1 protein-coding gene is annotated in these 8,542 nt (G+C 66.3%); it reads left to right on the plus strand.

Going from position 1 to position 8,542, the window contains the following annotated elements:
• The first annotated feature begins 10 nt into the window (after nt 1-10).
• Nucleotides 11-8,497: a Calx-beta domain-containing protein gene (locus RIFP1SYM_RS18640; protein ID WP_005966216.1), complete on the plus strand. Its 8,487-nt coding sequence runs from the start codon at nt 11-13 to the stop codon at nt 8,495-8,497.
• The last annotated feature ends 45 nt before the right edge of the window (nt 8,498-8,542 follow it).

Consider the following 8,542-nt stretch of genomic DNA (forward strand, 5'->3'; position numbering starts at 1 on the left):
TGATCTGGATGTGCTGACCGGCTTCAGCCTGCTGGGCGAGGCGGGCATCCGCCTGGTCGATGGCCAGTTGGTGTTTGAGCGCACCGCCACCAATGGGGTCGAGCACACCGGCCTGCTCAGCGAGCAGAGCTATCGTGGCGACCTGGAGGTGATCCTGGAGTACGCCAGTCTCAGCCAGTTCTCCGAAAACGCCTATCAGCCGAACCTCATCCTGCGCCTCACCGACGATGGGTTCGACCAACAGACCCTCAACGGCCGCCATGTCAGCGTCAAACACAAGATCCACTCGGGCATCCCCGGTTACACCTGGTTCTACCAGTGGGATGACCAGGGCCAGAGTGTGGGCGCCAGCTTTCCGCAGCGCAGGACCAGCGGCAAGCTGCGTCTGCTGCGCCGGGACGGGGTAGTCAGCGGCTACATCCTCGATCAGAACGATCAGTGGCTGCAGATCAACCAGGCCGAGCCGGGCGCCTTCCTGCTGGAGGGGCCGGCCCGGGTCAACGTCTATGTGGATGCCTACTACAACGACAGCTACCGCTACGTCTTCGAGGGCCTGACTATTCGCCACGACGAGGATGGCGATGGCCTGTTGAACCAGGAGGAGGCGCTGCTCGGCACCGATCCGGTCCAGGCCGACTCCGATGGCGATGGCCTGGGCGACCGCGCCGACCTGAGACCGCTGGATGCGGCCAGCCGCCGTGCCTATCCGCTGGGCAGCCTGTTTCCCAATCCGGCGCTGGATGTCTCGATCCATAAGGGCATTGACGGCCGACTGCTGATCCTGGTGAGAAACGACCACCACAGCGAGCAGCTGTTCACCGCCCAGCTGCCAGGGCTGAGCGCCAACAGCCCGGTCGAGGTAGTGTTTGAGCAGCGCAGCCTGCAGAGCCAGGCCGATAGCTTCAGCGAGACCCTGCCGGCCAACAGTCGCCGGGTCTATCGGCTCGATTACGATCTGGCCCCGCTGTTCGATCCTGCTGACTTTGTCGAGATCGTGCAGCCGATGGCAGCGGGTGCTTGGAGCCTGGATCTGACTGGTCTGGCCCTCGACCTGGAACAGGGTGCGGGTCTGAGCTGGGCGGTCGAGTCAGTCGATGACGCCAACCTGACTGCCAGCCTGGATGGTGCCCAGCTGACCCTGACCCCTCAGGGGGCGGCCTGCGGCCTGACCCGCGTCCGTCTCAGTGTCAACGATGCGCAGGGTCGCAGCAGCCAGATCGAGCTGCCGGTCCGTTTGACCGGCGCGCCAGGTGCGGAGCTGATCGCCAACGGCGGGATGGAGCAGTTCGATGCCGACCCGCTGCATATCCCCGGCTGGACCGACTTCCGCTGGGAGGGTGATATCCAGCTCAACCACACCGACCTGGCCGCATTTGCCGGCGAGCGCTCGGCGCTGATCCAGGGTTATGGCCCGGCCAAGGCGGCGATCTACCAGAACCTGAGCTTGCCCGCCGGCACCTACCGGCTGCGGGCTAAGCTGGCCTCGGCGGATCTGCGTGAGGGGCTGTGGGGCCAGACTAGCCTGCTCTACTTGGAGTTTGACAGCCGCGAGACCATCAGCCAGACCCTGCTGGAAGGGGACAGCGACTGGCGCCAGATGGAGCTGGTGTTCCGGGTACCAGAAGCGGATCAGGTCACCCTCTACTTCTTCAACTACGGCCCCGGCAGCCTGTTTGTCGATGATGTCAGCCTTAGCCTGGTGGAGGCCTGCGCCCAGCCGGAGGAGGGCTTCAGCCTGGACGAGACCAGCCTCAAGCCCCTCGACTACAACCCGCCGGTCAGCTTTGAGGAGATCCTGCTGCACGGCTACTGTGACGATGAGGGTTTTGCCGGGCGCGAGGTCTGCCAGCGCCTGCAGGGTGTGGATATCGACAGCCTCAAGCCGCAACATGCCGCTGCGCCGCGGCTGCTGGCCGACTTCGAGCAGGGCAGCACGCCGCCCTTCATCCAGAGCGGTTGGGACTACACCGATCAGGCGCTCAATGGTGAACGCTCTGGCCTGCTGCAGCCGGGCCGCTACCTGGATGGCTGGAACGCCCAGGGTATCCCGTCCGACTGGCGTGGCTACGACTGGCTGCGCTTCGAGGTCGACAACCCCTCGACGGAGCCGCAGCGCTTCTATGTCGAGATCCGCGACGTAAAGTCCAACGACTACTGGTCGCGGGTCAACTGGTACACGGTGGCCGCGCCGGGGCGTTCCACCATCCATGTGCCGTTGCAGATCTTTGTCGGCGAGAAGTCGGTGATCAGGGAGCGCCGCCGTCTCGACCTGGCAAACATCACCCGGCTGGTGCTCTCCGCCGCGGATGCCGCTGTCGCCCTCACCATCGATGATGTGCGACTGGAGCCTGAGCCTGCCTATAGCAACGACTTTCCACGTCTGATCAAGCTCGACGCCGGTAGTCTCGAAAGTCCACTGTTCCACGAGTTCACGCCGCTCTACGCCTCCACCAGCTACCGTGCCCAGCGCGGTTACGGCTTCTCCGCCGATGCGGAGATTAAACGTACCGAGGATCGCCGCCACCCGGAGAACCTGCTGCGCGACTGGATCTCGCTCAACAGCGGCGGCCTCGACTTCGACCTACCGGACGGTGAATACCACGTCTGGATGGTGCTGGAGGACCCCGGCTACTGGGAGTACTACCCCAACTACGAACACCGGGCGGTCTACGCCGAGGGCGAGAAGGTTCTGGACGAACAGCCGACGGTGGCCGATTTCTGGGCCAGATACTACCGTTACGACGACGCGGAGGATCTGCCCGGTGACGACATCTGGCAGCGCTACATCCCGGCCCGCTACCAGCCATTGCAGTTCGATGTGCTGGTCAGCGACGGCCAGCTCAACCTGCGCTTCGAGGGCAATGACAGCCCCTACACTCTGGCCCTCTCGGCGTTGGTGATCTATCCGACCAGCGAGGCGGCCCGGGGCGAGGCCTTTCTCGCCGAGCTCTGGCAGCAGCTGAAGCAGCAGTATGGCTACGAATATAAACAGGTTGCGCCACCTCTGCCGCAACACGTCAAACCGACAGGCAACGCCCTGGATGGTGCGCTCTCTCTGTTCCAACGCAGCTCGGCGCTGGATGTCTATGCTACCGACTGGCCAGATGCCGCGGAGCAGGTCGACGCACTCAGCGTCTCTCTGGCCCAGGGCGAGTATGAGCCGCTGACGATCAGCCTGTATGCCCATCAGGCTCAGCAGCTGACCGACGCGGTGCTGGAGCTACCGGGGGTGGAGGTGACGGCCAGCCAGGTGCGCAACAAGCTCTCCCGGGTCACCCAGGATGGCTCGGTCTACACCAGCCGGCCGCGCATCCTCGACCCGCTGCAGCTGCCGCTGGAGCTGGCCGCCGGACAGTCGCGCCGCCTCTGGTTCGATCTGCACGCCCCGGCAGAGCTCGCCCCAGGCACCATCGAGGGCAGCCTGCGCCTCAGCTTCAGCAACGGCCAGAGCCAGGAGCTGCCGGTCGCGGTAGAGGTCCGCCCCTACAGTCTGCCCGCTGCCGATGTGCCGCTGGGCTACTTGGGGCTGGCGCCCCAATACCCCGGTAGCGTTTTCCCCGAGGTGGCGGCGAAGCAGGAGGCGGAGCTGCAGGCCTCGATCGCGCTGCTGCACCGCTACGGCATGACCGGCGTCGATGGCGGCATCGGTGGCCCGCTGTTCAAGGGTTACAGCGATGGCCAGCCGGTGATCGACTTCAGCCAGGCCGACAAGACCATGGCGGCCCTGCAGGGCCTCTACAGCGGCGAGATCAACAGCTACGGCGGCATCGGCATCCAAGGGCTCTCGACCTACTCGACCCAGGATACCAGCGCCTATGGCAAACCCTATGTGGAGGTGCTGGCCGACCTGCTGGCGGCGATCGAGTCCCACGGCGCGGCCAACAACTGGCTGTCGCTGATCCACACGGTTGGTGACGAGCCTGCGGGTGAGGCGATCCAAGACTCATTGGCAGCCGCCCAGGCCTTCCACCAAGCCGACCCCCAGAGCCGCACCAGCGTCTTCTCCAGCCTCACCGATCCGGCCAGCGATCCCCGCGCCGCCTTCGCCGGGGTGGTCGATCGCATCTATGTCACCCACCACAGCGCCGCCGGGCTGCAGCACATCGTCGATCAGGGCAGCGAGTGTGCCAGCTACAACCTGCGCAGCCGCTACCACCGGGGCGTCTATCAGTACAAGCTGGCGCGGGAGTTCGGCTGCCGGGGCCACATGCAGTTTATGTGGAGCTCGGTGCATGCCGACCCCTGGTATGACCTGGACGGTCGCGAAAGCGAACAGGCCGCCGTCTTCACCCATGCCGACGGTAGCCTGCGCCACACTCTGGAGCTGGAGCGCTACCGTGAAGCGGTGGACGACTATCGCTACCTGCTGAAGCTGGAGCAGCAGATCGCCGCCAGTGATGACTCGGCCGCCAAGACAGAGGCCCAGGCCTGGCTGCAGGCGACCCTCGATGCGATGGAGGTCGGCCACGACCGGCCCCACGCCTGGAGCGAGGCAGAACTGGACGGGCTGCGTCAGCAGGCCGCGGCACATATCGAACACCTGCTGCCGGATTATGATGCCGATGGCATCCCGGACGCCCTCGATGCCGACGACGACAACGACACCCTGCCCGATGATTGGGAGCGCCGCTACGGCCTCAATCCCCTGGATGCCAGCGATGCCACCAGTGATGCCGACGGTGACGGCTTCTCCAATCGGGTCGAGTTCCAGGCCAATAGTGACCCCACCGACCCCAGCTCCACCCCGACTGGAGAGCATCGCCTCGGCACCGTGCTCACCGATGTGCGCGACTGGAGCGGCCAGCGCCCCTTCATCGATCTGTTCAAGCTAGCGCGCCCCTGGTTCACCCAGTGCGACTACTGGGTGAACAATCCCGACCCCGGCTGCACCGCCGATACCGCCTGGTATACTGGCGAAAACGCGCTGCTGGATCTGGACGAGAACGGCTGGGTGCGCTCCGTACCCACCCCCGGGGCGGACCCCGTTTACACCTCCGTGGCCACCTACTGGGACGTGCCGCGCCAGTTCCCCGCCGGGCGCTATCTGCTGCTCTACGACGGTGAGGGGACCCTAGAGTACCTGGGCGGGATGCGCCTGATCGAGGAGGAGTCGACACCGGGACGGCATGTGGTGATGCTGGACCGGGCCGACGGTGGCTTCCACCTGCGCATCCGCGCCAGCGACCCTAATGGCACTGGCGACTACATCCGCAACATGCGCCTCATCCCCGAGGCCTTCGAGTCGGTCGACCCCCTGCCGCTGTTCAACCCGGAGTTCCTGGAGCGCACGCGCCCCTTCCAGGTGCTGAACTTCAAATACTGGATGCGCATCGACGGCACCCCCCCCGCCACCTGGGCCGAGCGCCCGCTGATGGACAGTTTGAGCTACGCCGGGGAGGAGGGCGTGCCCGCCGAGGTGATGGTGGCGCTGGCCGACGCGGCGGACGCCGCCCCCTGGTTCAACATGCCCCACAACGCCGATGACGACTATGTGCGCCAGTTCGCCACCCTGGTGCGGGACCGGCTGCGGCCCAATCTACCGGTCTATCTGGAGTACGCCCACAACTTCATGTTCAGCGCCAACGGGGGCTGGATCGAGGAGCAGGGCAAGGCAGCCTGGCCCGAGGCCAGCGAGAGCGACCTGCAGAAGCGCTTCTACTGGTACGGCAAGCGCGCCGCCGAGATGTGCGACATCTGGAAATCGGTCTGGGCCGGGTCGGCGGGGCGGGTCCACTGCGTGGTGGAGAGCCAGATCGGCAATAGCTGGATCAGCGAGCAGATCCTGGAGTGCCCCCTGTGGGAGGGCGCCCCCTGCGCCGGCCACGGCCTCGACGCCCTCGCCATCACCCCCCAGTTCGGCAGCTACCTGGGGATCACCACCCACGAGCAGCAGGTGGAGGCCTGGACCCAAGAGGCCGACGGCGGCCTAACCAGCCTCTTCCGCGAGGTGCACGAGGGGGGGCTGATCCAGGATGGCCCACCCGGCGGCGCCCTGGCCGCGGTGATGGAGGACGTGGGGGCGCAGAAGGCGGTGGCCGACCGCTACGGGATGGCGCTAGTGGGCTCGCGCGGCGGCGAACACATCGCCGGTAACGGCGCGGTGATCTACAACGAACCCATCACCCAGCTCTTCATCGCCGCCAACCGCGACCCACGCATGGGGCGCGCCTACACCGACCTGCTGGACGGCTGGGCGGCGCGCGGCGGTGGCCTCTTCATGCACCAGAAGGACATAGGCGCCTTTAGTCAGTACGGTAGTTGGTCGGCCCTGGAGAACCTCTCCGACACCCATTCGCCCAAGTACGACGCCCTGCTGGGCTACCTCAACGGCACCCCCTATGAGTCGGTGGTCTCCCTCGATCTCTCCGCCGGCGAGATCAGCGAACAGGGGGGGGCGGCCGCGCTGCGGGTCAACCTGGACCGCCCCTACGAGAGTGATGTCACCGTTCAGCTCGGCCTCCAGGGGGGCGCCCAGGAGGGGAGCGACTACACCCTGGCGAGCCACACTGTCACCCTGCCCACCGGCCAGACCTCGGCCAGCGTGACCCTCACCGCCCTGGACGACGACCAGATCGAGGGGCGCGAGAACATCCAGATCACCATCGTCAGCGTGAGCGCCGGGCTGCGCCCCATCAGCCAATCCCTGCGCCTGGAGATCTTCGACGAGGATGTGGATGGCGACGCCATGGCCGACGACTGGGAGCGCCACTTCGGCCTCAACCCCAACGATCCCAACGACGCCCACCAGGACCCGGACGGCGACGGGGTAGATAACCTGGCCGAGTTCATCGGTCGCACCGACCCCACCCGCGACCAGGGGCCACCACCGCGCCTGGGCGGCAACCTGGGCGGCATCGTCGACTGGACCAGCCAGTCCCCCTTCATCGACCTTTTCAAAATGTCGCGCGAATGGCTCACCCAATGCGACTTCTGGGCCAATGAGCCCGAGCCCGATTGCAGCGCGGAGAACTCATGGGATACCGGAGAGCAGGCGCTGCTGGACCTGGACGAACACGGCTGGGTGCGCTCCATGCCGGCCCCGGCGGACGCCCCCATCTTCACCCGCGTCACCACCTACTGGGCCTTCTATCCCCAGTTCCCCGGCGGCCGTTATGTGGTGCTCTATGACGGCGCCGGGACCATGAGCTATGGCCTGGGGGCGCACAAGATCGATGCGGAGTCGAGCCCAGGCCGCCACCTGGTGGTGTTTGATCCGGGCGAGTCGGCGACCCTCACCATCTCCGCCACCGACCCCGAGGGCACGGGCGACTACATCCGCAACATCCGTATCATCCCCGAGGCGTTGGCCGAGGAGCTGGCCGCCAGTGGCGAGCCGGTGCCGCTGTTCAAGCCCGCCTTCCTGGAGAAGACCCGCCCCTACCAGGTGCTGCGCTTCATGGACATGATGCGCACCAACAACTCCCCCCTGGGGCGGTGGGCCGACCGGCCGGAGCCGCTGGATGCCCGCTACACCACCGACTACGGGGTACCCCTGGAGGTGATGACCGAGCTCTCCAATACCCTCCAGCGCCCCCCCTGGTTCACTCTGCCGCACCAGGCCGACGACGACTTCGTGCGCCAATTTGCGCGCCTGGCCAAGGAGCAGCTCGACCCCACCCTGCAGGTCTACCTGGAGTACTCCAACGAGGTGTGGAACGGCCAGTTCGAGCAGTCCGGCTGGGTGCGCTCCCAAGGTGAGGCACTCTGGCCCGACGCGGTAGCCGACGGTCACACCAAGCTGCTCAACTGGTTCGGCAAGCGCACCGCCGAGATCTGCCACCTCTGGAAGCAGGTGTGGGGCAACGACGCCTATCGCGTCACCTGCGTCATGGGGGCCCAGGCGGCCTGGAGCCGGGTCGCCGAGCAGGCTCTGGAGTGCCCCCTCTGGGACGAAGGCCCCTGCATCGACCACGGCATCGACGCCCTCGCCATCGCCCCCTACATCGACAACCTGGGGCTGGCCCGCTACGAGGCCGAGGTAGAGGCCTGGACCCAGGAGGCCGACGGCGGCCTGACCAGGCTCTTCAACCAACTGGAGCAGGGCGGCGAGCTGAGCGATGGCCCCCCCGGTGGGCAACTGGCGGCCACCTTCTCGGCCATCGACACCCATATCGCCCTAGCGGCCCAGTACGGCCTGCCCCTCTACAGCTATGAGGGGGGGCAGCACCTGGTGGGGGTGTTGGGGCTGGAGAACAACCAGGCCCTCACCGATCTCTTCATCGCCGCTAACCGCGATCCGCGCATGGGCACTCTCTACGACCGCTACCTGGCGGGATGGGAGGCCCGTGGTGGGGCGCTGTTCATGAACTTCAGCGACATTGGCCGCCCCAGCAAGTGGGGCAGTTGGGGGGCACTGGAGTATCTGGAGCAGGAGAGCTCGCCCAAGTACGCGGCGCTGATGCGTTATCTGGGCATCGCCAACGACGGCGATGGCGTCCCCAACGAGAGTAGCGGCACGGACGCTGCTGGCAACGACATCCTCTCCGATACCTGGTAGGAGAACTACGACCTCAACCGCCTCGACCCCACCGACGTCTCCTTG

This window comes from endosymbiont of Riftia pachyptila (vent Ph05) (assembly GCF_000224455.1).
In the GTDB taxonomy this organism is placed as follows: Bacteria; Pseudomonadota; Gammaproteobacteria; order Chromatiales; family Chromatiaceae; genus Endoriftia; species Endoriftia persephonae.